Source organism: Curvibacter sp. Hmag1.1, from assembly GCF_059769165.1.
The window spans coordinates 1,510,800-1,537,239 of sequence record NZ_JBMBGX010000002.1; the positions used below are offsets into that span (position 1 = coordinate 1,510,800).

At 59.9% G+C, this 26,440-nt stretch carries 22 protein-coding genes; 12 read left to right on the forward strand and 10 right to left on the reverse strand.

Translation table 11 applies throughout. The features are described 5' to 3' along the window. Positions 1-6: 6 nt before the first annotated feature. Together ACOAP0_RS07685 and ACOAP0_RS07690 are read right to left on the reverse strand one after the other, a co-directional pair. On the reverse strand, positions 7-1,020 hold the full coding sequence (locus tag ACOAP0_RS07685; RefSeq protein ID WP_498374930.1) for an MBL fold metallo-hydrolase: 1,014 nt from the start codon (positions 1,018-1,020) through the stop codon (positions 7-9). A gap of 87 nt (positions 1,021-1,107) precedes the next feature. After that, positions 1,108-2,523, reverse strand: coding sequence for a methyl-accepting chemotaxis protein (locus ACOAP0_RS07690; RefSeq protein WP_481874576.1), 1,416 nt, complete (start codon positions 2,521-2,523; stop codon positions 1,108-1,110). A gap of 183 nt (positions 2,524-2,706) precedes the next feature. Here ACOAP0_RS07690 and ACOAP0_RS07695 point away from each other — a divergent pair, with 183 nt between their 5' ends. Next, positions 2,707-5,286 (forward strand): EAL domain-containing protein, encoded by a 2,580-nt coding sequence (locus ACOAP0_RS07695; protein ID WP_498374929.1) that lies wholly within the window; start codon positions 2,707-2,709, stop codon positions 5,284-5,286. Further along, on the forward strand, positions 5,283-7,040 hold the full coding sequence (locus ACOAP0_RS07700) for an ATP-binding response regulator (RefSeq protein WP_498391363.1): 1,758 nt from the start codon (positions 5,283-5,285) through the stop codon (positions 7,038-7,040). The genes ACOAP0_RS07695 and ACOAP0_RS07700 overlap by 4 nt, the downstream gene beginning before the upstream one ends. Before the next feature lie 24 nt (positions 7,041-7,064). Here ACOAP0_RS07700 and ACOAP0_RS07705 read toward each other — a convergent pair whose 3' ends face one another. Beyond that, positions 7,065-8,153: a hypothetical protein gene (locus ACOAP0_RS07705; protein ID WP_498374927.1), complete on the reverse strand. Its 1,089-nt coding sequence runs from the start codon at positions 8,151-8,153 to the stop codon at positions 7,065-7,067. Positions 8,154-8,286: 133 nt separating this feature from the next. Between ACOAP0_RS07705 and ACOAP0_RS07710 the strand changes: the two genes are divergently transcribed. Together ACOAP0_RS07710 and ACOAP0_RS07715 are read left to right on the forward strand one after the other, a co-directional pair. Beyond that, entirely contained in the window at positions 8,287-9,606 is a 1,320-nt protein-coding gene (locus ACOAP0_RS07710) for a surface lipoprotein assembly modifier (RefSeq protein WP_498374926.1), read from the forward strand. 23 nt (positions 9,607-9,629) lie between these two features. Further along, positions 9,630-10,391: a FecR family protein gene (locus tag ACOAP0_RS07715; protein WP_498374925.1), complete on the forward strand. Its 762-nt coding sequence runs from the start codon at positions 9,630-9,632 to the stop codon at positions 10,389-10,391. 49 nt (positions 10,392-10,440) lie between these two features. Here ACOAP0_RS07715 and ACOAP0_RS07720 read toward each other — a convergent pair whose 3' ends face one another. Beyond that, positions 10,441-13,488, reverse strand: a complete 3,048-nt coding sequence (locus ACOAP0_RS07720) for an L-glutamate gamma-semialdehyde dehydrogenase (protein WP_498374924.1) — start codon at positions 13,486-13,488, stop codon at positions 10,441-10,443. A gap of 415 nt (positions 13,489-13,903) precedes the next feature. Here ACOAP0_RS07720 and ACOAP0_RS07725 point away from each other — a divergent pair, with 415 nt between their 5' ends. From ACOAP0_RS07725 to ACOAP0_RS07735, 3 genes are read left to right on the forward strand one after another with little or no spacing between them, the layout of a single operon-like run. After that, positions 13,904-15,868: a methyl-accepting chemotaxis protein gene (locus tag ACOAP0_RS07725; RefSeq protein WP_498374923.1), complete on the forward strand. Its 1,965-nt coding sequence runs from the start codon at positions 13,904-13,906 to the stop codon at positions 15,866-15,868. Positions 15,869-15,877: 9 nt separating this feature from the next. Then, positions 15,878-16,348 carry an Lrp/AsnC ligand binding domain-containing protein gene (locus ACOAP0_RS07730; RefSeq protein ID WP_087495399.1) on the forward strand — a complete coding sequence of 157 codons (471 nt, stop codon included), beginning with the start codon at positions 15,878-15,880 and terminating at the stop codon, positions 16,346-16,348. A gap of 42 nt (positions 16,349-16,390) precedes the next feature. Beyond that, entirely contained in the window at positions 16,391-17,518 is a 1,128-nt protein-coding gene (locus ACOAP0_RS07735) for an ABC transporter substrate-binding protein (protein WP_498374922.1), read from the forward strand. Here the strand turns inward: ACOAP0_RS07735 and ACOAP0_RS07740 are convergent. Next, positions 17,515-18,213: a YggS family pyridoxal phosphate-dependent enzyme gene (locus ACOAP0_RS07740; protein WP_498374921.1), complete on the reverse strand. Its 699-nt coding sequence runs from the start codon at positions 18,211-18,213 to the stop codon at positions 17,515-17,517. The two genes, ACOAP0_RS07735 and ACOAP0_RS07740, sit on opposite strands and share 4 nt — an antisense overlap. 46 nt (positions 18,214-18,259) lie before the next feature. On the opposite strand from ACOAP0_RS07740, the gene ACOAP0_RS07745 reads away from it, so the two are divergent. From ACOAP0_RS07745 to ACOAP0_RS07755, 3 genes are read left to right on the forward strand one after another with little or no spacing between them, the layout of a single operon-like run. Beyond that, entirely contained in the window at positions 18,260-19,303 is a 1,044-nt protein-coding gene (locus ACOAP0_RS07745; RefSeq protein WP_087495402.1) for a type IV pilus twitching motility protein PilT, read from the forward strand. Positions 19,304-19,323: 20 nt separating this feature from the next. Further along, positions 19,324-20,460, forward strand: a complete 1,137-nt coding sequence (locus tag ACOAP0_RS07750) for a PilT/PilU family type 4a pilus ATPase (RefSeq protein ID WP_481874565.1) — start codon at positions 19,324-19,326, stop codon at positions 20,458-20,460. Between the two features lie 3 nt (positions 20,461-20,463). Further along, positions 20,464-21,390, forward strand: coding sequence for an NAD(P)-dependent oxidoreductase (locus ACOAP0_RS07755; protein WP_498374920.1), 927 nt, complete (start codon positions 20,464-20,466; stop codon positions 21,388-21,390). Positions 21,391-21,441: 51 nt separating this feature from the next. Here the strand turns inward: ACOAP0_RS07755 and ACOAP0_RS07760 are convergent, their stop codons facing one another. From ACOAP0_RS07760 to ACOAP0_RS07770, 3 genes are read right to left on the reverse strand one after another with little or no spacing between them, the layout of a single operon-like run. Next, positions 21,442-22,071: a BON domain-containing protein gene (locus ACOAP0_RS07760; protein WP_087495405.1), complete on the reverse strand. Its 630-nt coding sequence runs from the start codon at positions 22,069-22,071 to the stop codon at positions 21,442-21,444. Beyond that, positions 22,068-22,667: a phosphoheptose isomerase gene (locus ACOAP0_RS07765; protein WP_087497288.1), complete on the reverse strand. Its 600-nt coding sequence runs from the start codon at positions 22,665-22,667 to the stop codon at positions 22,068-22,070. Before ACOAP0_RS07765 ends, ACOAP0_RS07760 begins: the two co-directional genes overlap by 4 nt. A 58-nt stretch (positions 22,668-22,725) precedes the next feature. Then, positions 22,726-23,112, reverse strand: a complete 387-nt coding sequence (locus ACOAP0_RS07770; protein WP_498374919.1) for a YraN family protein — start codon at positions 23,110-23,112, stop codon at positions 22,726-22,728. On the opposite strand from ACOAP0_RS07770, the gene rsmI reads away from it, so the two are divergent. Further along, positions 23,113-24,036: a 16S rRNA (cytidine(1402)-2'-O)-methyltransferase gene (gene rsmI / locus ACOAP0_RS07775; RefSeq protein ID WP_498374918.1), complete on the forward strand. Its 924-nt coding sequence runs from the start codon at positions 23,113-23,115 to the stop codon at positions 24,034-24,036. It abuts the gene before it with no gap. Here rsmI and ACOAP0_RS07780 read toward each other — a convergent pair. Both ACOAP0_RS07780 and ACOAP0_RS07785 read right to left on the reverse strand, forming a co-directional pair. Then, complete coding sequence (locus ACOAP0_RS07780; RefSeq protein WP_498374917.1) at positions 24,033-24,671, reverse strand: 2-dehydro-3-deoxy-6-phosphogalactonate aldolase; 639 nt, start codon at positions 24,669-24,671, stop codon at positions 24,033-24,035. The two genes, rsmI and ACOAP0_RS07780, sit on opposite strands and share 4 nt — an antisense overlap. Then, positions 24,671-25,585 carry a 2-dehydro-3-deoxygalactonokinase gene (locus ACOAP0_RS07785; RefSeq protein ID WP_498374916.1) on the reverse strand — a complete coding sequence of 305 codons (915 nt, stop codon included), beginning with the start codon at positions 25,583-25,585 and terminating at the stop codon, positions 24,671-24,673. The genes ACOAP0_RS07780 and ACOAP0_RS07785 overlap by 1 nt, the downstream gene beginning before the upstream one ends. A gap of 79 nt (positions 25,586-25,664) precedes the next feature. Here ACOAP0_RS07785 and ACOAP0_RS07790 point away from each other — a divergent pair, with 79 nt between their 5' ends. After that, entirely contained in the window at positions 25,665-26,396 is a 732-nt protein-coding gene (locus tag ACOAP0_RS07790) for a FadR/GntR family transcriptional regulator (RefSeq protein WP_498374915.1), read from the forward strand. Positions 26,397-26,440: the final 44 nt, after the last annotated feature.

The window sequence follows — 26,440 nt, forward strand, 5'->3', positions numbered from 1 at the left end:
CGCCGTTCAGGCAGGCAGCGGTATGGCGCGGGTTTCGCCATGCCGCAACAACCACACGCGGTCTTGCGCCAGCCCTTGCGCTTGCAGCGCAGCGGCCAGATCGCGTGGTGGTTGGTCGAAGGCCTCTTGAGTGAGCATGAAGGTGCCCCAATGCACCCCCATGGCCAAGGGCGCTTCCAGATCCAACAGCATCTGTACAGCATCAGTCGGGTTCACGTGCATCGGTTTCATGAAGTCTCGTGGCAGATAAGCGCCTATGGGCAATGCCACAAAGTCCATGGCGCCTATGCGCTGGCGTATGGTTTTGAAGTCCTTGCTGTAGCCCGTATCGCCGGGGAATAGAAAGCGCCAAGGCTGAGCCCCGGGGCGTGACCACTCCAGGCAATATCCGCCCCACAGCGATGCATTGGTATCCCAAGGTGTGCGCCGGCTCCAATGCTGCGATGGTGTGAAGTGCAGCTTGACCTTGTGGGGCATGTCCACGGACTGCCACCAATCCAACTCTGTTACGTTGGCAATACCCCGGCGATCAAACCAGGCTTTCAAGCCCTTGGGCACCAGAAACTCGGGCGTTTGCCCCGAGGCCAACAGGCGCGAAATAGTGGCATCGCACAAATGGTCGTAATGGTTGTGCGAAATAAGCACCAGATCAATGGGCGGCAATTGCTCAGGGCTGATGGGAGCACGCACTCTGCGGCGCGCGCCAAACTTGCCCATGGGTCCGGCAAAATCGGCGAGGGTCGGATCCATCAACACATTGAGTCCGGCCACTTGCAACAGAACCGTTACATGACCCAGCCAGGTCACGCGAGGCGCGTCCTGCCGCTGCAGCAGCCGCGCATGGTCCACCGGCACCGACCAGGCCTTTTCAAATCCGGCGTACCCGTCCGCGGGTTCGGTCTTGGGCTTGAAATCGCCACGGAGTGAGCGCCAGACCATCTCATACCATGGGAAATTGCCGATCACGACCCCAGTGTCGGAGTTGGCGTACCGGTGTGCAGGACGGAGTTCAGAGGACATAACGCGACCAGAAGCGATGGACGCGCTGATCATGCCTCAGCCGGAAAAGACCGGGAGACACAAGGGCGGATTCAGATCCGTTGTCGCTTATTGGTGAAACACCGAAACCGTCTGCACCAGCTCCTGGGCCTGGCTGCGCAAGCTGCCGGCTGCCGCTGCCATCTCTTCCACCAACGCCGCGTTCTGTTGTGTCGCTTGGTCCATCTCGGTGACCGCTTCACTGACCTCGCTGACGCCTTGGGCCTGAGCGGTACTGGCGGCACTGATTTCACCCATGATGTCGGTCACACGGCGGATACTGGTCACGACTTCCGTCATGGTCTCCCCTGCATGGTTCACCAGTGCGCTGCCTTGTTCCACACGCTCGACACTGGCGTTGATGAGGGTCTTGATTTCCTTTGCGGCTTCTGCGCTTCGGCCAGCGAGTGACCGGACCTCACTTGCCACCACTGCAAAGCCACGGCCTTGCTCGCCTGCACGTGCAGCTTCCACCGCCGCATTCAAGGCAAGAATATTGGTTTGGAAAGCGATGCCGTCGATCACGCTGATGATGTCGCTGATCTTGCGGCTGGCTTCGTTGATGCCCTGCATGGTTTGCACCACTTGGCCCACCACTTCACCCCCCTTGGTGGCGGTAGTGCTGGCCGTCATGGCCAGTTGGTTAGCCTCGCGCGCATTTTCTGCGGACTGTTGCACCGCACTGGTCAGCTGGGTCATGCTGCTGGAGGTACGCTGCAAATTGGCAGCCGTCTGCTCTGTCCGGTTGCTGAGGTCCTGATTACCGCTGGCGATTTCAGAGCAAGCCACCTCGATGCTCGCAGAGTTGCTGCGCACCGCCGCCACTGCGGCTTCCATACGCGCCAAGGTTTCGCGCAACATGTCACCACCTTTGGTGGTGGTTTTCACGTCGTGGACATTCAAGTCAATGGTGGCATCACGATTGACTTGGGCCACGAGCACCCGCAACTCGTCGCCCTCGCGGGCAGCACGCGCCATGTTGATCGCCATGACCGACTCCACACTCGTCTGGATGATGACGTAAACAGCATGGATCACGATGCGCCCGAAATCAGGTTCGCTGATGCAATACAAACCGAAACCTGCCGCCTGCAGACGGTCAAACACCACATGGTGAACGGCGAACAATACGGCGCCGAACACGATGACACGCCAATCCCGGTAGGTCAAAAACAGCGCGAGTGACACGAACACACCGAAGTGCATTTCCTCCATGCCGCGCGCCAATTGAATGTGCAAAACCACGAAGGCAACGAGCACAAAAGCCAATACAAAACGGCTTAGCACGGTGTATCGGGCGGCAGCAAAAACGCCGACAGCAGCCCCCAGCAGCACAACCGTGGCGCCTATGGCCAACCCGCTGTCCACAAAGGAAAAACCCAAAACTACTGCCGCTATCGCAGAAAGGACGATGTAGCTCAGGAGAACGCGATCCCCCAACATGGCGAGCGCTTCAGTACTGGTACGGGTTCGAGCATGGGTCATGGCTCATCCTAACATTTTTAACAATTTAAATAAATTATATTTCACTCTGTCTAAGCTATCGTTCAAAAGAGCCCCTGAAATCCAAGGCTTTTCGCATGTCGGCACCTCATAAATTTCACACTTCACGGTGCATCAATGGATGCACCTTCGGGTAAAGTGAAAAATATCACTCAGCACACGACTGTGACCCCTCCAAAACCCTTCTCCGCTGACTCCGCGCCTGCAGGCGGGGAAGATCGTTTTGATGAAAACGATGCCAGTCTGTGGAAGCTTGCGTTGGAGGGATCGGGTGCCGGTGCGTGGGACTGGAACCTGGAAACCGGCGACCAGGTCCACTCCCGCCGATGGCAGGAAATGCTGGGCTATGAATATGGCGAGATAGTGGCACGCAACAGGAGCTTTGTGGAGCGCATCCACCCGGAAGACCGCGAGCGGGTCGAAAGATCCTTCAACCAGTACCTCGAAGGCAAAACCGCCTCTTATTCCACCGAGCTCAGGCTCCGGTGCAAGGACGGCACTTGGAAGTGGATTTTGACCAGCGGCATGGTGGTACGCCGAAGCGCAGACGGAAAGCCGCTGCGGATGATCGGCACCCACGTCGATATCCAGGAACGCAAAGAAGCAGAGGCGCTGCTCCAGCAAAGTGAAGAGCGCTGGAAATTGGCGATGGAGAGCACAGGGGACGGCATCTGGGACTGGCATATCCCCGAAGGACGGGAGTTTTACTCCAAGCGACTGGTTGAGATGTATGGCTTCACGGAAGAAGAGCTCCATCAGCACCCGGACGCCTTGGATAGCCGGACGCACCCCGATGATCTGCCGCAGATGCTCAATGACAGGCAGGCGCATTTTGATGGCTTGACGCCGACTTATCACAACGAACACAGAGTCCGGTGCAAAGACAACACCTGGAAATGGGTTCTCACCCGCGGCATGGTCGTCAGCCGTGATGCCGAAGGCAGGCCTCTGCGCATGGTCGGAACCCACACCGACATCTCTGCCCGCAAACAAGCTGAAGCGCTGGTACGCCAACAGGCCTACTTTGATCCGCTCACCGGACTGCCCAACCGCCGCATGTTGCGGGACCGTATCGAGCAGGAGATCAAGCGGAACCGGCGTGATGGTCGCAAGATGGCCGTCCTCTTCATTGACTTGGATCACTTCAAGGAAGTCAATGACACCATGGGGCACGACGCGGGCGACTTGCTGCTCATGGAAGCAGCCCGGCGACTGCGGGCGTGTGTGCGGGAACACGACACCGTGGCGCGCATGGGTGGTGACGAATTCACCCTGTTGATTACCGAGCTGGAAACAGACTCTCATCTGGAACACCTGCTGCAAAAACTGTTGCACACGCTCTCAAGTCCGTTTGAGTTACACCGCGAGCGCGTATTCGTGTCAGCCAGCATAGGTGTCACGCTGTGCCCTGACGATGGCTCAGAGGTCGAAGCACTGTATAAAAATGCGGACCAGGCGATGTACGAAGCCAAGGGAGCAGGACGTAACCGATTCAGCTTCTTCACGCCCGCCTTGCACGAGGCTGCGGTACAGCGTGCCCGCATTACCAACGACCTGCACGACGCGCTCGCACAACAGCAGTTTGAGTTGCACTTCCAACCGATTGTGGATCTGAGCAGCGGCCAGGTCCGCAAGGCGGAGGCTCTCTTGCGGTGGCGCCACCCCAAACGTGGAATGATCAGTCCGGCGGACTTCATCCCGGTGGCCGAGGCCAGCGAATTGATTGTCGAGATAGGAGATTGGGTTTTCTCTGAGGTGTCGCGGCAACTGCTGGTGTGGCGCGACACGCTGCACCCGCACTTCCAAATCAGCATGAACAGTTCCCCGGTGCAGTTCCGTAGGCGCTGTCCTGCAGAGAAATCGTGGGTGAAGCGTCTGGAAGCAATGGGACTTCCGGGCATGAGCCTGGTCGTTGAAATCACCGAAGGCCTGCTGCTGGAGACCAATGCGTCGGTCTCCGAGCAATTGCTCGAATGGCGGGATGCTGGCATCCAGGTCGCACTGGACGATTTCGGCACGGGCTATTCGTCGCTGGCCTACCTGCAACAACTGGACATCGACTACATCAAGATCGACAAATCTTTTGTGCAGGGCTTGGACCCGGGGGGCACCCAATTTATTTTGTGCAAAGCCATGGTGGTCATGGCGCATGCGTTGGGCCTGCGCGTGGTGGCTGAAGGAGTTGAAACTTCACAACAACGCGATCTGCTCATCGAAGCGGGATGCGATTTCGCCCAAGGCTACTTTTTCTCACGGCCCATGCCCGCAGATGCGCTGCAAACACTGCTTTCCACGCCGCAATTGAGCCAGCAATGGATACCCACGACTACACTCCACGGCATGCAACTGCTTGTGATTGATGACCACCCTATCGTGCGCCAAGGCATGGTGGCGGCGCTGCGTCAACTTCAAGCGGGTATAGAAGTGCTGGAGGCCAGCGATGGTGCCCATGGGCTTGAACTGCTGGAAGCGAACCCGCGCATCAAAGCGGTGCTGATCGACCTGGAAATGCAACCCTTGGGTGGCATTCCGACCATACGCCAGATCCGTCAAATGCAACCTGCCTTGCCGGTGTTGGTCGTCGCAGGCTCCGAGCAGCCCGAAGACTTTCACGCGGCGATTCAGGCCGGCGCTAACGGGTATTGCCCCAAATCTGCGGGATTGCGCACCATGCGGCATGCGCTGCGCCAGGTGCTGGATGGCACCTTGTATGTGCCAACATTCATGGGACCTGCCTCACAGTGAGCCGACCGGAGGACGGGGCGCTGGACCCGAAGAAGCTGAGACTGTTGAGCCATTTCGGCTCCGCCGTCGCACTTTCCAGCTTGCTATATGCCGGATTCAATTGGCTCATGGGATTCTTTCCCGGCATCCTGTTGATGGTGGGCAATGGTGCCTTGTTGATGATGAACCAACTCTGGCTGCCCAGACTGCGCACCCAGATTCACTACAACCGCCTCGCAATGGCGCAAACCGCCATTTGCTTTGCCGCCGTCGTAGGGGTGACCTACTTTTCCGGGGGCGTGCAATCGCCCGTGATCGTGTGGATTGCCCTTGCGCCGATTGCTGCCACCCTGCTCTTCGGATTTACCGCCAAAACCATTTTCTGGCTGACCATGACACTGGCGGCCGTGGCGGCATTTGGGTGGATGCCGTCCGTGGGCGTGCACCCTCCCGTGCAATACAACGCTGAACTGACCCATCTGTTCTTCAGCAACAGTCTGTTCGGCTTTGTGTTGCTTCTGTTTGTGTTGACCCAAATCTTTGAGAGCACCAAAAACCAGGCGCTTCAAGAATCCGAATCCCGCAACCGCGAGCTACGCGTGGCCAATGACCGGGGGGAAGCCGCTTATGTAGCCAAATCCCGGTTCCTGGCCGCAGCCAGCCACGATTTGCGCCAGCCCGCCCATGCTTTGGGCATGTTCGTGGCCCGGTTGAGCCAGATCCACGCCGAACGCAACCCGGAAACCCTGGAGCGGGACGGGAGCGCCGCACTGGTGCAAGGAGTGACGGCATCTGCAACCGCCTTGCAGGAGTTGCTAGATGTGCTGTTCGACTACTCGCGATTGGAGTCCAACCCTTCGGGCAGCACCTTGCGCCCGGTGAACGTCAACGACATCTTTGAGCAATTGCGTCTGCTCTTTGCCAACACCGCCGCGTCCAAAGGACTGCACCTGCGCATTCGTCCAACGTCCCTGTGGGTCATGAGCGACCCGGTGTTGCTGCAACGCATTTTGCTGAACCTCGTGAGCAATGCGCTGGAGTACACCCCGCGCGGCACCGTGCTGGTAACTTGCCGCCCCAGCGCAGGTGGCAGCCAGGCCAGCATTCAGGTGTGGGACAGCGGTATCGGGATTGACCAATCCCTGCACCAGACGGTCTTTGAAGAGTTCTTCCAAGTCGAGAATCCGGAAAGAGATCGCGCCAAAGGCTTGGGCTTGGGGCTCAGTATGGTGGACCGGTCCTGCCGCTTGTTGGGTCACCCTTTGGTGCTGCGGTCTCAGCTGGGGTGTGGCACCCGCTTCACGGTCACCGCAACAGCGACCCCTTTGCGCCCTGCGAACTCAGGCAGTGCTGCCACCGAAGACCTGTCGGCCACTGCAGACGTTCAAGGCGCCAACATTTGGCTGATTGAAGACAACATCTTGGGCGGACAAGCCCTGCAAGGACTGCTGCAATCCTGGGGCTGCCGGGCCAGCCTCTTCGACAGCGCAGAACAAGCGCACCGCGCGGCACTGGTCGGCGAGCAACCGGACTTCATCATCAGCGACTTCCGGCTGCCGCACAACCAGAACGGCATCGGCGCAATCATTTCATTGCGCAATCTATTGCAGCGAGACATACCCGCTTGCCTGATCACCGGGGACCTTGAAGAAGACGTTAAACATCAGGCGCACCAAGCTGGCCTGGTCTTGCTGAAGAAACCGCTACAACCTGCCAAGTTGCGCAGCCTGTTGCGTCGCAGCCTGAAGGCACCTGCCTCAGAACCAACGCCATAAGCCACCGCGACCGCGGAGGCAGCGCTATTTGCCGAACGTAAAGTTCATGCCCATGCCGGCAGAGGCCGTAGCGTTCAAGGCCATCAATTGATTCAACAACACGAAGGTGGACTTGCTGTCCAGATCCGAGTCGGAGATATAGAAATAGCTCCCCCGATACTGCACGGCGACACTGCTGTTTTGGGGGGGCTCTACCGACGAACGAACCAGAAAAACGCCGTCCAACAGCTCCTGCCAATCAAACGACTGGCCGTCTTTGCGGCGCGTCCGTTGCACCCGTCCGGCCTCCAGATCCGGCTCCGGCGCCTGGATGCCTTGTGCCAAATAACCCAGCGCGGACATCAGGGGCCGGGTTGAGATCGCAATGCGGTCCCCCGGAGTTTGGCCATCAGACCCGGCGACCACGGCGAAGGCATTCCGCCCCACATCCAAACCGAGTATCTTTTTGATCCGCAGGGCCTCCTGAAAGAACTCTTCCGAGGCATTGAAGCGCAGCTCCAAGCCTTCGCCACCGGATTGTTTGCCCAACTCAATCAAGCCGCGTGCCTGCAAAAAGCGCATCAGCCGCACCGCCTCTTTGAAATCCCTGAATATGGGCTCCAGTGCAGGTGTGGGTCCGGTGGCAGAGGGCGCGTTGCGCAGCCCGTTCATCTCTTGCACACCCAAGGAAAACACCCGGTCCAGCGACCAGCCTGACTTCACCAGCAGAAGCAGCAGATCCGGATTCATGGGCGTGAGCATTTGCCGCACAAACTTCTCCCCCTCGACCGGCGCGTAGAACACCGTGGGCTGCTCGTTCAGAGCCACGGTGGCATCACCGATGTTCAAGGTACGGGTCACTGCGTCGGCCGCGCTCTGCAAATTCAAACTGCCGCTCACGCTCCGGTTGAACTCATACGAGGCGGCAATGCGCTCCACCGTGGTGAAGTAGGTGGTGTCCCGATACAGAATCCGAACCAGGTTCAGTAGCAGCTCTTGATCATTCGATCGTTGTACCGCTTGGTTGTATGCCGGTCGGCTAGCCGAAATGGTGCCCGGGCCGAGTGCCGTACAGCCCGCCAAAAAGAGCGCTGCGCAGAGCGAGCATGTCAGATAAAGAAAACGGTGCGACATGGAATGAGAATAGCCCATTGCAGAACTGGAAAGAAAACCACAGTGCCACCTTGCCGTTTTGCACATTTCAACCCCCAAACTTAAAATCCACTTAAAAATTGCAGGGTTAGTACCTAATTCAGGGAGTGTCGCAATGAAATTTGTGCGGATTTGCTTGGTAGCGGGTTTGATTCCATTCAGCTTAGCCGCACACGCAGAAATGGATGATGCCGTCATCAAAGCCATGGCGGACACTCTGGCCGGTAAGCCCGCTGAGGCGTTTGAAGCACTTTCGGCTCTGGAAGAACGGCGTGCGGGAGACCCCGACTTTGACCTCGCTTTAGGCATTGCCGCCAATCGCACCAAAAAATTCAGCCGGGGCATCTTTGCATTGGAGCGGGTATTGCTCGCCCAACCTCAAAACAAACAAGCGAGCATCGAGCTGGCACGGGCGCTGTATGCGGTAGGACAAGGCGGTCAAGCCCGCGAGGTTTTGAACCGTGCGCGGGAAGACGGTGCGCCGGTCGAAGTGTCGAGCACCATGGACCAGTTTCTTCAGTCTCTCGACAAAGTGGATGCCAAGGGGCGACGCAACTTCAAAGCCTACCTCGAAGGTGCCATTGGCATGGATACCAACGTCAACGGCGCGCCCAATGATGACTCTGTTGCCGTCCCTGCCTATAGCGGATCTGTTGTGTCATTGAACGCCGATGGCGTCAAAGTCAGGGCTAACTTTGCCAATCTGCGCGCAGGCATCTCTAACCGGTTTGCGATCACGCCCGAATGGTCTTTGATCGGTCGCGCCAGCGCCAATTTGCGGGCCAATGATTCCAACGCCAATCAGTTCGACACACGCAGTTATGCCGCTTTGGGCGGCGTTGCATACCGGCACGAAAAGAACGAATTCAGTCTCGGTTGGCAAGCTGTCAATGAAGAGCTTTACAGCAATGCGTTCCGGCAACAGGGCGGGCTTTTGGGCGAGTGGATTTACCGCCTCGATGGCTTCCGTCAGTTCGGCACCTTTGTGCAGTTCAGTGAAGTGCGCTATGCCAGCCAGGCGGTGCGTGACATGAAGCGCCAAGTCATCGGCAGCACGTATGTGCAGGTCTTTCCGTCCGGAGTCACGGCTTACGGCGGTCTGTACATGGGCAATGAACGGCCACTTGACAGCGACCAGTATGTGCTCGGCCACAACCTGGGTGGGCTGCGCTTGGGCGCGCAAATGGCATGGACCTCCACCCTTTCCGGATTCGCCAGTGTGGGCTGGGAAGACCGGACCTACGGAGGCGACGACAGTCTGTTTCAGACAACGCGTAGCGACAAGCAAAGCATGCTTGACCTGGGGCTCTCTTGGGTGCCTGCACCCCAATGGCGTGTGACACCGGTGGTCTCGTGGGTTCGCACGGACTCGACCATCAGCATCAACTCTTACGCCAAGACCAGCGCCTCCGTCGCCGTGCGGCGCGATTTTTAAGCGTCGTGCAAGGAGCTCCCACCATGACCATCCTGACCTTCACTCGCGCTACCGGCGCTTTGGCTTTCGTGGCAGCCCTTGGCTGGGTACCTGTCACCGGACATGCTGCTGCGGGCATCGCCCAATTCACCTTCGGCGAAGTACAAGTCCAGCGCTCCGGCAAGAACGCGCCCTTGAGCAAAGGGGATTCCATCGAAAGCGGCGATGTCCTGAACACAGGTCCCCAGGGGCGCGCCCAAGTCAAGTTCACCGATGGCGGCGTCATGTCGCTCAGCCCGGACAGCCAGCTGGTGATCCAGCGCTACAACGATGCCAAGGACGGCTCCCAGGACAGCTTTCTGGTGAACTTTGTCCGCGGGGGCTTGCGCGCCATTACCGGACTGATAGGGAAGCGGAACCGCGACAACTACAAGGTGCAAACTACTGCGTCCACCATCGGCATCCGCGGTTCGGGCTTCAGCAGCGTCTACAACCCGGACGGAACGGTCACCGTATCCGGTGAGCTCGACGAGATCGAGGTTTGCACCAAGGCCGGCTGCGTAGGCTTGGGCGTAGGCCAATCTGTCGTGGTTCAAGGCAACGATATTCTCCCGATCAGGACGTCACCCCAAGCGAGTTTGGACTTGCCCGATTTGCGGCAGACCATCACGGTTGGCGGGAACAACGTCAATAGTGATGGCAAGGCGGCCATCGTGCCATCGTGCATTACCACGAATCCCAATCCCAACCCGAACCCGGTTGCAGCCGCAACAACAGCTCCTGTCACTGCAGGTTGCCTGTTTTAACCGGTCTCTGGGCGGTGAATCGCTGAGTCCGTAGCCCTTTGCAACACACTCAGTGCAAGCTCGCCAGCAGGGCCGCGTTACCTCCTGCCGCAGTAGTGTTCACCGTCACCGTTTGCTCGGCGCAGAATCGGTACAGGTAGTGCGGGCCACCGGCTTTGGGGCCGGTGCCACTCAACCCTTCGCCGCCGAAAGGCTGCACACCCACCACCGCGCCGATCATGTTGCGGTTGATGTAGATGTTGCCCACATGGGCCTGCGCGGCCAGCGCTTGGGCGCGGCTGTCGATGCGGGTCTGGATGCCCAGCGTCAGGCCATAGCCCAGCGCATTGATCTGGTCGATCACGTCTTCCGGGTTACCGTCCCAGCGCACCACTTGCAGCACAGGGCCGAAGATTTCGGCCTTCACTTGCGCAATGCTTTCCACTTCAAAGGCGTGCGGGGCAATCAGATTTGCTATGGATTCAGTAGCTGCTTGCGCAGATTCCGCGTGCACCAGAAGCACTTTTGATTCATTTTTCAGGCGAGTGATGTGGCGCTGGATGTTGTCGAACGCTTCACGATCGATCACCGGGCCGAGGTCGGTGGCCAGGTCGGCCGGGTTACCCACCTGCAGCTCTTGGGCTGCACCTTGCAGCATCTCGATCACGCCATCGGCAATCGCGCTGTGCACCACCAGCAGGCGCAGCGCGGAGCAGCGTTGGCCGGCGGAGCGGAAGGCGCTCATGACCACCGCGTCCACCACCTGCTCGGGCAGGGCGCTGCTGTCCACCAGCATGGCGTTGATGCCGCCGGTCTCGGCAATCAGCGGCACGATGGGGCCGTCTTTGGCAGCCAGCGCGCGCTGGATGATTTTGGCCACCTGGGTGGAACCGGTGAACACCACTCCAGCCACGCCGGGCTGGTCTACCAGTGCGGCACCCACGGTCTCGCCGGCGCCGTGTAGGAGCTGCAGGGCATCCGCCGGCACACCGGCAGCCACCATCAAATCCACCGCAGCTTTGGCTACACCGGGCGTTTGCTCAGCGGGCTTGGCCAGCACGGTATTGCCGGTAGCCAGTGCGGCGGCGACTTGGCCCATGAAGATGGCCAGTGGGAAGTTCCAGGGGCTGATGCACACCCACACCCCGCGCGCGGTCAGACGCAAGGTGTTGGTCTCGCCGGTCACGCCGTACTGATGACCCACTTGCGCATTGGCAACGACAGGGCAGCTGATGGGCTGCATGATGCGTTGCGCCTCGTCGGCGTAGTAGCGCAAGAAGTCCACCGCCTCGCGCACTTCGCTCACCGCGTCGCCCCAGGTCTTGAAGGCTTCTTTCACCAAGAGCGCGCAGAACTGCGGCATGGCGGTTTGCAGCGCATCGGCGGCGCGGCGCAGGGTGGCAGCACGCTCTTCCACCGGCACTTTGCTCCATTTTTGATAGCTGCTCGCGCAGCTTGCATAAGCGCCAGGGATGTTTTTGACATCAAACTCCGGCACAGCCGGCACAGGCGCGGTCTGCAGTGCGGCCAACAACGGATCGCGCATGGCCGCCACGGTCAGGTCCAGGCCGGTGCTGTTGGCGCGGCTGCCGGGGTGCTTGCCGAACAGGTCGGCCGGCAGCGGCAGGCTGGGGTGCGGCTCCAGGCGCAGGGGGGAAATCAGCAGCTCTTCCATGCCCACCGATTCGTCGGCGAGCTGGTGCACGAAGCTGGAGTTGGCGCCGTTTTCCAGCAGGCGGCGCACCAGGTAGGCCAGCAAATCTTTGTGCGCACCCACCGGGGCGTAGACGCGGCAGGCGACCAGCGGGTTTTTGAGCACCTCGCGGAAAATGCCCTCGCCCATGCCGTGCAGGCGCTGCAGCTCAAAGGGCGCGCCCGTTTTGGCACCCATTTGCAAAATGGCGGCGATTGTGCCGGCGTTGTGGCCGGCAAACTGCGGGTAAATCGCATCGGGCACCGCGAGCAGCGCACGGGCGCACGCCAGGTAAGAAACATCAGTGTGGTGCTTGTGGGTGAACACAGGGTAGTGCGGCAGGCCCAGCTCTTGGGCGCGCTTGACTTCGGCATCCCAATACGCGCCCTTGACCAGGCGGCACATCAGCTTGATTTTGTATTTGCGAGCCAGCGCGGTGACGTGCTCGATCAGCTCCAGCGCACGGGTCTGGTAGGCCTGCATGGCCAGCCCCAGTCCGGCCCACTGCGGGCAGTGCGCGGCCACTTTCACCAGCAGGGCTTCCAGCACTTCGAGTGACAGCTCCAGGCGGTCCACTTCTTCGGCGTCGATGGTGAGGTTGATGTTGGCGGCAGCGGCGGCTTCGCACAGCGTCCAGACCCGGGGCACCAGCGCGTCCAGCACCGCCTGGCGGTGGGCATCTTCATATCGCGGGTACAGGGCGCTGAGCTTGATGGAAATACCATCGTTTTCGGCCAGAACATCCGTCTTGTTTGCGCGAGCAGCTATGAATTCAATAGCGTCCGCATAACTCTTGAGGTAGCGCAGCGCGTCCTTGTCGGTGCGGGCGCCTTCGCCGAGCATGTCATAGCTGAAGCGCACATTGGCCTTTTTGCGAGAGACATCGGCCTCTTTCATCGCCTCCGGCATGGTCTGGCCGAGCACAAACTGGCGACCCAGCAGCTGCACCGCACGCAGCGTGGCGGCCACCACCGTACGGGCGCCGAGCTTGGCCATCAAGCCGGGCTCGTTCTGCACATCCGGCAAAAAGTGTTTGGACAGGGCAATGGCGGTGCTCGACAAGCGGGAGAGCACTTTGTCGCCGCTGGCCTCAAAGTCGGCGCGGCCCAGTTGGTCGGTGGTGAGCGCAATAGCGGTTTCGGCATCGGGCACACGCAGCAGGGCTTCGGCAAGGCGCATCAGGGCCAGGCCCTCAGCGCTGGAGATAGGGTATTCCTTGAGCAGGCTCTCCATCGCCCAGAAGGGGGGCGGGTTGTCGCGCACAGCTTGCACCCAAGGCTCGGCGGTGCGGGCGGCGTGGGCCCAGTCGAGCGCGCCCTCCAACATCTGCAAACGGTGAGAGACGATTTGCTCTTCCGCGCGATAAGGCGTGGGCAAACGGGGCGGGACGGGGGTGAACGCGATAGATTGGGCGGGGTGGGACATAGCGACTCCTGCACAGGGCAACGAAATGATTTATCGCTATTCTTTCAACAATCTATCTGAATTTTTCTCTAAATTTTCACAATCAGATAGTAGATTCATCTATCAAACGTGGAATCCATTTAGGCGGATCGCACTTCTCACACCAATCACTGGAGCCAATAAACATTTATATTGTGTTTTTATATTAATTTCATTAAAATTGATATCTTGCGAATGGACTTTCAATTCAATTTCGTCACGCTATCTCCGAGATATCCAGAAGACGAATTTCGCCATCGCTATGGAACATGGTTTGATCGCAGTCAAGTGCTTGAGGCAGCTTGAATGAGGCGACAAAGCCCTTTTCAAAATCGTTTGAACGGGTTCCGCACCGTTATGATGCATTTAAATTAACCCGCTTGATAAAGGGGATTTCGTGAGCAAGACGACGTTGGCCGGCGATGCCGGATTTGGTTCTTTCTTTCGCTACCACGGCTGGTTGTCCCCCGGCGTCCGGTTATTCCGCAAGCTCAATTTCACTGCCAAGTCCGCGTGGATTGCAGTGATGTTCCTGATTCCCATCGTGCTGCTGATTGCAGACACCTGGAACAACACCCGTGTGCAGGTCGCGACCACCGAACACGAGCTGCAAGGTGTGGCCTACGTCAAACCCCTGCACGAGCTGATCCGCCAAGCACAGCTCCGCCGCCTCAACGCCATCACCAAATCCCCCGAACTCAGCGCCAGCCAAACCGCGGTCACCCAGGCTTTCAGCAAACTCCAAGCCATAGACAAAGAACTGGGCAAGGATCTCGACACCGCCGAGGCTCTAGGCACAGCACAGAAGCTGCATCAGGCACTGCTTGCCAACCCTACGGGCAAAGACGAGCAAGAGACATTTGATGTTCACAATGAATACATCGACAGCCTCTTGAAATTGGGCGAGCATGTTTCCGACACCTCCGAACTGGCCCTGGACCCGCAACTGGAAACCTTCCACCTGATGAACTACGCCGTTTTGTACGGACCACAGCAGATGGAGAACGTGTCCGAGCTGTCCGTGATGGGATGGTCTGCACTCAAAGCAGGCCAGAAATCCGAGTACATCGCCGAACGCATTAACCAAGATTTCGGCATCCTGCGCTTTGTCGACAACATCGTCGAAAACGCCTACATCCGCAGCACCGGTGGCACCCCGGAGGCGGACGCCAAGTTCGGCATGAAGGCCAATGATGACGCCTACGACGCTTTTCAGGAAGCCAGCAGGAAGCAGGTGGTGGGTGTAAAAGTGGAAGGCGACGCCGATACTTACCTCAAGATGGGATCGGCCTCCCTGGAAGCCGAGCGCCAGCTCAACGAAAAAATGATGGCACAGCTCGAACTCCGCTTGGGCGAGCGCATTGTGGGTCTGCGCAGCGATCTGACCATGCGCGTGAGCATTGCGGTGTTCTTCGTGGCGATTGCCTTCTACATGCTGCTGGCCTTCTACAAGGTGATGATGGGTGGCTTGCGTGAAGTCACCGGCCACCTGGAGCAAATCACCAAGGGCAACCTGGTCACCGCACCGACGCCCTGGGGCAAGGACGAGGCTGCGCACCTCATGATCACCCTGCGCGACATGGAAGCCAGCCTGCGCGTGATCGTGCGCAACACCCTGGACGGTGCTGCAAATGTGAATACGGCCAGTGAAGAGATCGCCTCCGCCTCGCAAGACCTGTCCCGCCGCACTGAGGCCAGCGCGGCTGCGCTGGAACAAACGGCGGCCACCATGACCCAGATTTCGGAGACCGTGCAGCGCACCTCCGACACGGTCAACGGTGCCGCCGAAATCGTGCGCTCCAACGCCCAATCCGCCAAGCGCGGCGGCGAGGTGATCTCGCAAGTGGTGAGCACCATGCAGGGCATCAATACCTCGTCCAACAAGATTGCCGACATCATCAGCGTGATTGACGGCATTGCCTTCCAGACCAACATCCTGGCGCTGAACGCAGCGGTGGAAGCCGCCCGCGCAGGCGAGCAAGGCCGCGGCTTTGCGGTGGTCGCATCTGAAGTGCGCTCGCTCGCGGGCCGCAGTGCCGAAGCCGCCAAGGAAATCAAGAGCCTGATTACCGCCAGCATCGAGCAAGTGGAACGCGGCAGCCTGGTGGTGGGCGAAGCGGGCAAGACCATTGAAGACATCGTGACGAACGCAGCCCGCATCGACAGCCTGATGACCGAAATTGCGAACGCCACCAAGGAGCAATCTTTGGGTGTAAACCAGGTAGGCGCAGCCGTGCACGACTTGGACCAGAACACCCAGCAGAACGCTGCGCTGGTAGAAGAAACTGCGGCAGCGGCATCTGCGCTGTCTGAGCAAGCATCCCGCCTGGCCGAAGAGGTGTCCTTCTTCAAGCTGAAGTAAGCTCACGATGTGATTGACCACATCGAACTTGACCGCATCGACCTGCGCATCCTGAGCTGCTTGCAAGCAGACGGGCGCATTGCCAACCTGAAGCTGGCCGAAACGGTGGGCCTCTCCCCCACCGCAGTGCTGGCCCGTGTGCAGAAGCTCAGCAAAGAGGGCTACATCCTCGGTTACGAAGCCCGCCTGAACCCGCTCAAGCTGGGCGCCGGGATGATGGTGTTTGTAGAGGTGTTGCTGGACCGCACCACGCCCAATGTCTTTGAGGCCTTCAAGGCCGCGGTACAAGTGCACTCGGAAATCATGGAGTGCCACATGGTGGCTGGCGGCTTTGACTACCTGCTCAAGACCCGCATGGCCGACATGGCCGCGTACCGCCACTTTGCCGGCACAGTGCTCTGGCAATTGCCCGGTGTGCGCGAAACCCGCACCTACGCAGTGATGGAAGAAGTGAAGAACACAACCCATCTCAAGTTGTAACAGGCGACACGGCTGTTACAACTATTCAGGGACAATGACCAGATGCTTAATCGACGTCATTTCACCCTGGCCGCAGGCGCTACCGCGCTGACCGGCTTCCCCGCAGTCCACGCCCAGTCCGACAAGATCGTGCTCGGCCAGTCTGCCGCTTTCACCGGCCCGGCCGCTCAACTCGGCGTCCAGCTCCACGCAGGCGCCAAACTCTACTTTGACCAGCTCAATGCCCAAGGCGGTATCGGCGGGCGCAGTGTGGAGATCCGCAAGCTGGACGATGGCTATGAGCCCGCACGTTGCGAAGAAAACACCCGCAAGTTGCTGGAAGAAGACATAGCCGCTTTGTTCGCTTTTGTGGGCACCCCCACCAGCGCCGTGGCCCTGCCCCTGGCCACCAAGGCCCGGGTGCCCTTTATTGCCCCGTTTACCGGTGCCATGGCACTGCGCAACCCGTTCAACCGCTACGCCTTCCATGTACGCGCCTCGTACAACGATGAAACCGCTCTCATCGTCAAACAACTGCACAACGTGGGCATAACCAAAGTGGCGGTGTTCTACCAGAACGACGCTTACGGCAAAGCCGGTCTGGACGGCGTGCAAGCCGCATTGACCGCCCTGAACCTCAAACCGGTGGCACTGGCGACCGTAGAGCGCAATTCGGTGGACGTGGCCAAGGCGGTAGAGACCCTCAATGCAGCGGCCCCTGAGGCGGTGGTGCAGATCACTGCGTACAAGTCCAGCGCGGCTTACATCCGTGCGGCCCGCAAAGCAGGCTACGGCGGCGGCTTTTACAACGTGTCCTTCGTAGGTACGCAAGCCCTGGCCGACGAGCTAGGCAAGGACGGCGCCGGCGTAGTGGTGTCCCAGGTGGTGCCCTCGCCCTATGTGGGCAACAAGGCGATATCACGCGAATTCGCCGAAGCTGTCCGCAAGACCAACGGCGCTGTGCAAGCCAACTTTTCCAGCATGGAGGGCTATATCGCCGCCAAGGTGGTCGCCGAGGCGCTGCGTCGTAGCGGCGGCAAAGGCGGAGCGGACTCCCTGATTGCCGCCATGGAGAGCATCAACGGTCAGCCTTTCGGCGGCTTCAATGTGAACTTCTCCAAGTCGGACCACGCCGCCTCCACCTTTGTGGAAATGTCCATGCTGACCGGCGACGGCCGGGTGCGTACCTAGGCAGACGCCGGGGTAGGGCGGGCTCCGAAAATGGCGCTGCCCACCCTCACCATGGTGCTGCCACCGGCCACGGCGGCATCCAGGTCACCGCTCATGCCCATGGACAGGGTATCGAGCGGCAGCCCTTGCGCCACTACGGCATCAAATACGGCCTTGGCACTCATGAATACTGCGCGAGCAGCTACAAAATCAGGAGCAGGCTCCGGGATGCACATGATGCCCCTGAGCTGCAAACGCGGCAGCTGCGCCACCTCCAGCGCCAGCGCCACCGCGTCTTGCGGCGTCACGCCGGACTTGGTGGGGCCGCCGTCCACATTCACCTGGATGCACACCTGCAAAGGCGGCAAGTGCGGCGGGCGTTGGTCGCTCAGGCGTTGGGCAATTTTGAGCCGGTCCACCGTTTGGACCCACTGAAAATGCTCGGCCACCAAGCGGGTCTTGTTGCTCTGGATGGGCCCGATGCAATGCCATTCGATGGGCAGGGCGCTGAGCGCTGAGATCTTGTCGACCGCTTCCTGGATGTAGTTTTCGCCGAAGGCGCGCTGCCCGGCATCAAAAGCCTGCTGCACCGCGTCAGGCCCGAAGGTCTTGGAAACAGCCAAGAGGCGCACGCTGTCCGCCGGCCGTCCGGACTGGGTGCACGCCTGCGCAATACGCTGTGCAACAGCGTGGAGATTGTCCGCAATCATCGTCATAATCTCTCGAGCGTAACAAACCTGCCATTCCCCTAGAGAGGACTCCGTGGACATTACCCAGCTGCTCGCATTTAGCGTCAAAAACAAAGCGTCTGACTTGCACCTCTCGGCAGGACTGCCGCCCATGATCCGGGTGCACGGCGATGTGCGCCGTATCAACGTCGAACCCCTGGACCACAAGCAGGTTCACGCCATGGTGTACGACATCATGAACGACACCCAGCGCAAGATGTACGAAGAGTTTCTGGAAATCGACTTCTCGTTCGAGATCGATGGCCTGGCCCGCTTCCGCGTCAACGCCTTCAACCACAACCGCGGCGCAGGCGCCGTGTTCCGTACGATTCCGAGCAAGATCCTCTCGCTGGAACAGCTCAACGCCCCCCGCATCTTTGCAGACCTGGCCCTGAAGCCCCGCGGTCTGGTGCTGGTGACCGGCCCTACCGGCTCCGGCAAGTCCACGACCCTGGCGGCCATGGTGAACTACCTGAACGAAACCGAGTTCGGCCACATCCTGACGGTGGAAGACCCGATCGAATTCGTGCACGAATCCAAAAAGTGCCTGGTCAACCAGCGTGAGGTCGGCCCCCACACCCTGAGCTTTGCTGCCGCCCTGAAGTCCGCTCTGCGGGAAGACCCGGACGCGATTCTGGTGGGTGAAATGCGCGACCTGGAAACCATCCGCCTCGCCATGACCGCCGCAGAAACCGGCCACTTGGTGTTCGGCACCCTGCACACCTCCAGTGCTGCCAAAACCATTGACCGGATCATCGACGTGTTCCCGGCTGAAGAAAAAGAAATGGTACGGGCCATGTTGTCCGAGTCGCTGCAAGCGGTGATCTCGCAAACCCTGTGCAAAACCAAAGACGGCCAAGGCCGTGTGGCTGCCCACGAGATCATGCTGGGCACCAGCGCGATCCGTAACCTGATCCGCGAAGCCAAGGTCGCGCAGATGTACTCCGCCATTCAGACCGGTAACAGCGTAGGCATGCAAACCCTTGACCAGAACCTCACGGACCTGGTCAAGCGCAACGTCATCAGCGCGGCCGAAGCACGCAGCAAAGCCAAGATTCCTGAGAACTTCCCAGGCTAGACAGAAAGGTAGGTGTTCTCATGGAACGCGATCAAGCCACGAAATTTATCAACGATCTGCTCAAGTTGATGGTCAGCCGCAATGGCAGCGACTTGTTCATCACCGCGGAGTTTCCGCCCGCCATCAAGGTAGATGGCAAGGTCACCAAGGTGTCGCCACAGCCGCTGAACTCAGCCCACACCATGGCGCTGGCACGGTCCATCATGAACGACAAGCAGATTGCCGAGTTTGAGCGCACCAAGGAGAGCAATTTCGCGATTGCGCCGGCCACCATCGGCCGGTTCCGGGTCAACGCTTTTATCCAGCAGGGCAAGGTCGGGATGGTGCTGCGCGTGATTCCGCAAGTGCTGCCCACCATCGACGGTCTGGGTGTGCCCCAGATACTCAAGGACATTGTTCAAAGCAAGCGCGGACTGTGCATTCTGGTGGGCGCTACCGGCTCAGGCAAGTCCACCACACTGGCTGCCATGGTGGACTGGCGCAATGAGAACTCCTACGGCCACATCATCACCATCGAAGACCCGGTGGAGTTTGTGCACGCCCACAAGAACTGCGTGATCACCCAGCGTGAAGTCGGGCTGGACACGGACAGCTGGGACGCGGCTCTGAAGAACACCCTGCGCCAGGCGCCGGACGTCATTCTGATGGGCGAGATCCGCGACCGCGAAACAATGGAACACGCCATTGCGTTTTCTGAGACCGGTCACCTATGCCTGGCCACCTTGCACGCCAACAGTGCCAACCAGGCACTGGATCGTGTGATCAACTTCTTCCCCGAAGAGCGCCGCAGCCAGTTGCTGATGGACTTGTCGCTCAACCTGCGCGCCATGGTGTCCCAGCGCCTGATCCCCAAACAGGACGGCAAGGGCCGTGTAGCTGCGGTGGAAGTGATGATCAACTCCCCGCTGATCTCCGACCTCATCTTCAAGGGTGAAGTCTCGGAAGTGAAAGAGATCATGAAGAAGAGCCGCCAGGCCGGCATGCAGACCTTCGATCAGGCCCTCTTCGATCTGTACGAGGGCCACGCCATCACCTACGAAGACGCACTGCGCAACGCCGACTCGCTCAACGACTTGCGTCTCCAAATCAAGCTCAACAGCCACCGTGGCAAGTCGCAAGACCTGTCGGCCGGCACTGAGAACTTCGCCATCATGTAAGCCATGCCAAACATCAACGACAAAACCTACGAACCCTCCCCTGCTTACTCGGTTGCCTTTCTGGGCTTGGGGGTCATGGGCTATCCCATGGCCGGTCATTTGGCCCGCGCGGGCCACCAAGTGGCGGTTTACAACCGGACTGCTACCAAATCCATAGCATGGTGCGAAGAGTTTGCAGGCGCCGGCAGCCAATTGGGCGCCCATTCGCACGCAGCCACCCCGCGTGAGACAGTGCAGAACGCGGACATCGTGTTCTGCTGCGTCGGCAACGATGCGGATTTGCGCAGCGTAGTCTTGGGCGCAGATGGTGCCTTTGCGGGCATGAAGACCGGCGCCATTTTTGTGGACCACACCACCGCTTCTGCCGACGTGGCACGCGAGCTGAGCGCGGTAGCTCAAACACGGGGCCTGCAGTTTATTGACGCCCCGGTGTCCGGTGGACAAGCGGGCGCACAAAACGGCATGCTCACCGTGATGTGCGGTGGAGACGCCACTGCCTTTGAAGCGGTCAAACCGGTGGCCATGGCCTTTTCCCGGGCGTTCACGCTCTTGGGAGACAGCGGCTCGGGTCAACTGGCCAAGATGGTGAACCAGATATGCATTGCCGGGCTGGTGCAGGGGCTGTCGGAGGCGGTGGCTTTCGGTCAGCGCGCCGGGCTGGACATGAACCAGGTACTGGACGTCATCGGCAAGGGTGCTGCGCAAAGCTGGCAGCTGGACAACCGCGGCAAGACCATGGTGGCAGACAAGTTCGACTTCGGCTTTGCGGTGGACTGGATGCGCAAGGACCTGGGGTTAGTGCTGGACGAAGCCAAGCGCAACGGTGCGCGCCTGCCGGTGACGGCGCTGGTCGACCAGTTCTATGCCGATGTGCAACTTATGGGTGGCAACCGCTGGGACACCAGCAGCTTGATCAAGCGGCTCAAGTAAACGGCTGTTGATTGCCCCCCAACAAAAAAGGCCCCGAGGGGCCTTTTTTGTTTACTTCTTCTGTTCGGCAGGGGGTTGCTGCGGCAGGGTACGGGCCAGCTCTTCTTCGGAAATGATTTCCAGAATCCGCACCACACGCTGTACGCCGCTGGTGTTGCTGATGATGTCGGTGGCGCGCTTGGCTTCGCGTGCGGTGACCCGGCCCATCACGTAGACGGTACCACGCTCGGTGGTCAATTTGAAGGCACTGGCAAACAGGTCTTTGGCATCCACCAGGGCGGCTTTGGCACGGCCAGTCACCAGCGAATCTGAAGAGCGCTGGGTCAGGGTGGAATTGCCCATCACGTCCAGCTCGTTCACGATGTTGCGCACGTTGTCGACGCCGGACACAATTTTTTCTACCAGCTGTTTGTCCTGCAGATTGGGCACTTCGCCGGTCAACAGTACCTGGCGGTTGTAGCTGGTCACGTTCACGTGCACGCGCTCGCCCAGGTTTTCGCGGATGCGGCTGGAGGCGCGCAATTCAATGCCTTCATCCTCCACCAAACTGCCGGAAGTGCGGCGGTCCGTAGCGACCAGGCTTCCACCTACTACTGCGCCACCCACCAGCAGGGGGAAGCAGCCGCTCAAGCTGGATGCAAGCAAGGTACCGATAACAATACGGGAGACGATTTTTTTCATGATTGGGGTTCCTGTTCACCGAGGAGTTGGGCGTCGACTGCGTCACAGATACAGTGCAGCGCCAAAATATGGACTTCTTGAATACGGGCCGTGCGGTCGTGAGGCACACAAATGTGCACATCGGTATCGCGAAGCACTTGGGCCATCTTGCCGCCGCCTTTGCCGGTCAGCCCGACCACCACCATTTCGCGCTCGTGCGCGGCCTCAATTGCTGCCAGCACGTTGGCGGAGTTGCCGCTGGTTGAAATGGCCAGCAGCACATCACCGGGCGCGCCCAAGGCGCGCACCTGACGGGAGAAGATCACGTTGTAGTCGTAATCGTTGGCAATCGCGGTGATGATGGAGGTGTCTGTGGTCAGTGCAATGGCGCCGAGCTCGGGGCGTTCACGTTCGAATCTACCCACAAATTCTGCAGCGAAGTGTTGGGCGTCTGCCGCCGATCCACCGTTACCGCAGGCCAGCACTTTGCCGCCACTGGTGACGCAGGCCAGCATGGCTTGCACTGCGTCTGCTATGGGCTTGCTCAAGCCCTGCGCGGATTGGTATTTGAGGTCCGCGCTGTCGATAAAGTGTTGTTGTATACGTTGTTCCAGCATGGGCGGCATGATACCGTGCCCCCTAGAAGCCCTTGTTACAGCGCGCTTAAGGGTTGTATCAGGATGCGTCAAAGGCCGCGCGCAGCCATTCCACCGCATCACCGTCAATCACCACCACGTCAAACCGGCAAGGTGGCATGGTGCGCAAGGCCAACAAGTAGTGCCTGGCGGCGAAGATGATGCGCCGCTGCTTCACATGCCCGATGCTGGCAGCAGCTCCGCCGTGGTCAGTGCGATTGCGCTTGCGCACCTCCACAAAAACCAGGGTTCCGTCCTTGTCGCGAAGGATGAGGTCGATTTCTCCGCCACCCCGGCCGGGCGTCCGATAATTGCGCGCAACGAATTGCAGCCCTTTGGCTTGCAAAAAACCCAAGGCCTGCTCTTCTGCCGCATCACCGACCTGTTTGGTGGTGGCCCGGGCCGGTCGTGATGGAAGTAAGCCCATATGAGTGCGTCTTTTTCTTCAGCCATCCAAGCCGCCAAGGATGCGGCCGGTGAGCAGCATTATCCGCAAGGCTGCCTCTATGTGGTCGCCACGCCCATCGGTAATCTGGCAGACATCACCCTGCGTGCCCTGCACGTGCTGGGACTCGTTGATTGCATCTCCTGCGAAGACACACGCCACACACAGCAAATGCTGCGCGCCTATGGCATCGACAAAGCGGGCTCAGGCCTGCTGGCTGTGCACCAGCACAACGAAACCGAAGCCGCGCAGACAGTGATCGCCCGCCTGCGGGAAGGCCAACGTGTGGCCTATGTGAGCGACGCCGGCACACCCGGCGTGAGTGACCCCGGCGCACGGCTGGTGGCACAAGTGCGGGCGCAAGGTTTGCGCGTTGTTCCCCTGCCGGGAGCAAGCAGCGTGGTGACGGCTATTTCAGTAGCCGGTCTGGTCGCTGCGGGCGAAGGCCATGGCGGTTTTGTCTTCCGGGGCTTTCTGTCTTCCAAGCCCACCGAACGCGCAAACGAGGTGGTGGCGATTGCCGCCCTGCCCGACGCAGTGGTGCTGCTCGAGGCTCCGCACCGGCTGGAAGCACTGGCCAAGGCGCTTGCACCCCTGGGCGCACGCAAAGTCACGGTAGGCCGTGAGCTGACCAAGCAGTTTGAAGAGGTGGCCACTGTCGATGCGAGCGAGTTCAGCGCATGGTTGGCCGCAGATGCCAACCGCTTGCGCGGCGAGTTCGCGCTGGTGATACACCCTGCGGCTGCGGCCGCCAGCACGGCGGATGACCGCGTGCTGAGCTTGCTGCTGGAGCAATTGCCGCTTAAATCAGCCGTGAAGCTGGCGGCAGACATCACCGGCGAGCCGCGCAACGCGCTGTACGAACGGGCCCTGCTGCTCAAGCGAGGCTCCACCAGCGAAGACTAGGCCTTGGTGGCTTGCCAGGCCTGCACATAGGCGCTGGCACGATCTTGGACTTGTGCCGCAGTGACGCCCGGTGCATACAACTGGCTGCCGATGCCGAAGCCTGTAGCGCCAGCTTTGACCCAAGGCCCTATGCTCTCGGGAGTGATGCCGCCCACCGGCCAGAGGTCAGTCCCGGTCGGTACTACAGACTTGAGCGCCTTCAAGCCCCCGTGCCCCAGCGACTCTGCGGGGAACAGCTTCAATGCATGCGCGCCGGCCGCCAATGCGGCAAAGGCTTCGGTTGGTGTCGCCACACCAGGAGCTGCCAGCATGCCCAACTCCACTGCGCGGCGGATTACAGCCGGTTCGCAATTAGGCGAAACCATCAAGCGGCCACCCGCTGCATGCACGGCTTCCACATGGGCCACTGTCAACATGGTTCCACCGCCAATCAGAGCGTCAGCGCCCAATCCACCTGCGAGAGCGGCTATGCATTCGATAGCACCGGGTCGATTCAGCGGTACTTCGAGAGTACGGAACCCAGCCTCATACAAGGCCTGTCCAATATCCAGAGCCTCTTCGGGCTTGAGCCCACGCAGGATGGCAATCAAGGGCAATTGGCGGGCTTGCGCCAACAAGGGAAAAACGGAAGTCATCAAGCGCTCCAATGGGAATGAATGTGTTGCACCGCTGCGAGGAATGCCTGGCGGGCATCCAGAATGTCAAAGCGGCAGCCCAGGCGTGCAGCCGCTTTTTGGTACAGGTCTGCAAGCTGGGGGGAGCCGATCAGCTGGAAGGTAGGGACTTCGCCCGTGTCCACGCCGAGGACATCTTTCAGCTCGGTACCGATCAGGACGCCGCTCAGATACGACGCAGTGGACTGCGCCGGCATGTCTTTGCTGACCACCCGCGCTCTTGCACTGAACAACACATGGCTCAACGCATGGGCACCTGCCGCATCCACGCCCGCTGCAAACGCTGCGTCGTCCCACTCTGCCTGTCCGCCCGCTGCAGCGGCCAGCGTGCCGTGCTTGCGCAGCAAGTCGTAGAGCTCGCCCGTCATGTAAGTGCGCAGTTTGCGTACCACGCCGTCTTGCAGCAGGACCCATTTGCTATGCGTGCCGGGCAACACAAACCAGCCCGATTGGTGCCCCATGGCCCACGCGCCCAGAAGCTGCGTTTCCTCCCCGCGCATCACGTCCGGCACGCCCGCCGAGTTACGGATGCAATAGCCCGGCAAGAGCAACACGGGCGCGGCGGCAGGTGCATCCGGCACGCGAAAAGCATGTTCCGCCAGCGCATGCAGCGGTACCGAGGCATCCACATACGGCACTTCGTGCCAGCCCAGTGCACTGCCCACCATGCCCGACGCAACCACCAGCGAAGGCGTGGTGTTGAGTTGATCCATCGCAGCAACCAATGCCTGCGGAAAGCGGCCTTTGCACGCCATGGCGCCATCGCTGTCGCTCATGTCGCTCAGGCATTCGCCGGATGGGGTGATGGCATAGGCGCGGCGGTGGGTGGTCCCCCAATCCACACCGACAATGGACGCAGAATGTTTCAAAGACATAAGGAATTTAGCCTGTGTTGAGTGCCCCGATTTAAACATATGATGATTCATCGGGTTTCCAGCGCATACTCTCGCCACCATGAACAGGACATTTGCAGCGCCCCACACCACATACACCGGCCGAAAGCTCCATGGCCAAGTCGTTCAGGAACTGGGGCGTCGTGTCGTCGGCGGGCATTACCCTGCGGACAAAGTGCTGCCTAACGAAGAATTGTTGTGCCAGGAGCTCGCGGTCAGCCGCACCGCATTGCGCGAGGCGGTGAAGGTGCTCGCAGCCAAGGGGCTGCTGGAAGCCCGGCCACGCATCGGCACGCGCGTGCGCACCAAAGACCAATGGAATTTGCTGGACCCGGACATTCTGGCCTGGCGCTGCGCCACCGGCGTGGATGCCGATTTTTTGCGCCACCTCACAGAACTGCGCGAAATCATTGAACCCTCAGCGGCAGCGCTCGCAGCCACCAGCCGCAGCACGGAGCAGTTGGAGTCCATTGCGCAAGCGCTTCGCACCATGGAAACGGCTAGCACCATCGCCCAGTGGGTTCAGGCCGATCTGGAGTTCCACACCGCGGTTCTCAAAGCCACCAACAACCCGTTGCTGATGCCTTTGGCAGCCATCATCGGCAGTGCGCTGGAGTCTTTGCTGGGCGTGACGGCACGCACCTCGGACAACTTCAAACAAGCCTTGCCGGACCACCAGAAGGTATTCGATGCCATCCGCCTGCAGGAACCGCAAAACGCACTGCACCGCATGGCAGGCATGCTGTCCGATACCCGCAGCCTGATCCGCGCCACCATCCAGCCAGATACATGAGGCTGTCATTTGCGGTTTATTTGTATGATGAATAGTCCTACAAT

What these genes read in the sequence shown, in the direction of transcription:
- ACOAP0_RS07755 (WP_498374920.1), top strand. Translation starts at nt 20,464, where the DNA reads ATGCCAAACATCAACGACAAAACCTACGAACCCTCCCCTGCTTACTCG.
- ACOAP0_RS07740 (WP_498374921.1), bottom strand. Translation starts at nt 18,213, where the DNA reads ATGACGATGATTGCGGACAATCTCCACGCTGTTGCACAGCGTATTGCG.
- ACOAP0_RS07690 (WP_481874576.1), bottom strand. Translation starts at nt 2,523, where the DNA reads ATGACCCATGCTCGAACCCGTACCAGTACTGAAGCGCTCGCCATGTTG.
- rsmI (WP_498374918.1), top strand. Translation starts at nt 23,113, where the DNA reads ATGAGTGCGTCTTTTTCTTCAGCCATCCAAGCCGCCAAGGATGCGGCC.
- ACOAP0_RS07770 (WP_498374919.1), bottom strand. Translation starts at nt 23,112, where the DNA reads ATGGGCTTACTTCCATCACGACCGGCCCGGGCCACCACCAAACAGGTC.
- ACOAP0_RS07735 (WP_498374922.1), top strand. Translation starts at nt 16,391, where the DNA reads ATGCTTAATCGACGTCATTTCACCCTGGCCGCAGGCGCTACCGCGCTG.
- ACOAP0_RS07780 (WP_498374917.1), bottom strand. Translation starts at nt 24,671, where the DNA reads ATGACTTCCGTTTTTCCCTTGTTGGCGCAAGCCCGCCAATTGCCCTTG.
- ACOAP0_RS07685 (WP_498374930.1), bottom strand. Translation starts at nt 1,020, where the DNA reads ATGTCCTCTGAACTCCGTCCTGCACACCGGTACGCCAACTCCGACACT.
- ACOAP0_RS07765 (WP_087497288.1), bottom strand. Translation starts at nt 22,667, where the DNA reads ATGCTGGAACAACGTATACAACAACACTTTATCGACAGCGCGGACCTC.
- ACOAP0_RS07720 (WP_498374924.1), bottom strand. Translation starts at nt 13,488, where the DNA reads ATGTCCCACCCCGCCCAATCTATCGCGTTCACCCCCGTCCCGCCCCGT.
- ACOAP0_RS07785 (WP_498374916.1), bottom strand. Translation starts at nt 25,585, where the DNA reads ATGTCTTTGAAACATTCTGCGTCCATTGTCGGTGTGGATTGGGGGACC.
- ACOAP0_RS07710 (WP_498374926.1), top strand. Translation starts at nt 8,287, where the DNA reads ATGAAATTTGTGCGGATTTGCTTGGTAGCGGGTTTGATTCCATTCAGC.
- ACOAP0_RS07750 (WP_481874565.1), top strand. Translation starts at nt 19,324, where the DNA reads ATGGAACGCGATCAAGCCACGAAATTTATCAACGATCTGCTCAAGTTG.
- ACOAP0_RS07760 (WP_087495405.1), bottom strand. Translation starts at nt 22,071, where the DNA reads ATGAAAAAAATCGTCTCCCGTATTGTTATCGGTACCTTGCTTGCATCC.
- ACOAP0_RS07790 (WP_498374915.1), top strand. Translation starts at nt 25,665, where the DNA reads ATGAACAGGACATTTGCAGCGCCCCACACCACATACACCGGCCGAAAG.
- ACOAP0_RS07705 (WP_498374927.1), bottom strand. Translation starts at nt 8,153, where the DNA reads ATGTCGCACCGTTTTCTTTATCTGACATGCTCGCTCTGCGCAGCGCTC.
- ACOAP0_RS07715 (WP_498374925.1), top strand. Translation starts at nt 9,630, where the DNA reads ATGACCATCCTGACCTTCACTCGCGCTACCGGCGCTTTGGCTTTCGTG.